The organism is Moellerella wisconsensis ATCC 35017 (assembly GCF_001294465.1).
Classification (GTDB): Bacteria; Pseudomonadota; Gammaproteobacteria; order Enterobacterales; family Enterobacteriaceae; genus Moellerella; species Moellerella wisconsensis.
The window spans coordinates 1-851 of the sequence record NZ_LGAA01000035.1 but is presented as its reverse complement, the minus strand read 5'-3'; the positions used below and the strand labels follow the sequence as shown (position 1 = coordinate 851).

Genomic DNA, 851 nt, shown 5'->3' with positions numbered 1-851 from the left:
TGGAATTCTACCCCCCTCTACAAGACTCTAGCTGACCAGTTTTAGATGCCATTCCCAGGTTAAGCCCGGGGATTTCACATCTAACTTAATCAACCGCCTGCGTGCGCTTTACGCCCAGTAATTCCGATTAACGCTTGCACCCCCCGTATTACCGCGGCTGCTGGCACGGAGTTAGCCGGTGCTTCTTCTGTCGGTAACGTCAATCGCTGATAGTATTAATATCAACGCCTTCCTCCCGACTGAAAGTACTTTACAACCCTAAGGCCTTCTTCATACACGCGGCATGGCTGCATCAGGCTTGCGCCCATTGTGCAATATTCCCCACTGCTGCCTCCCGTAGGAGTCTGGGCCGTGTCTCAGTCCCAGTGTGGCTGATCATCCTCTCAGACCAGCTAGAGATCGTCGCCTAGGTGAGCCATTACCCCACCTACTAGCTAATCCCATATGGGTTCATCCGACAGCGCAAGGCCCGAAGGTCCCCTGCTTTGCTCCTTAGAGATTATGCGGTATTAGCTACCGTTTCCAGTAGTTATCCCCCTCTGTCAGGCAGATCCCCATACATTACTCACCCGTCCGCCGCTCGTCAGCAAAGAAGCAAGCTTCTTCCTGTTACCGCTCGACTTGCATGTGTTAGGCCTGCCGCCAGCGTTCAATCTGAGCCATGATCAAACTCTTCAATTAAAGTTTGATGCTCAAAGAATTAAACTGACTTCATTTATTCATATATGAATTAACGTGTTAGTCACTCTTTAAGACTTAAAATCAAAAATATTTTTTATTTCGATAGTGTCTTGTGAGTGCCCACACAGATTGTCTGATAAATTGTTAAAGAGCGTTGCAACAAGGCTTAA

General features: G+C 48.2%; 1 rRNA gene. It reads right to left on the bottom strand.

Annotated elements, in window-relative coordinates:
• Window positions 1-681 (bottom strand): 16S ribosomal RNA (locus M992_RS14225); the annotation flags it as partial.
• Window positions 682-851 lie beyond the last annotated feature (170 nt).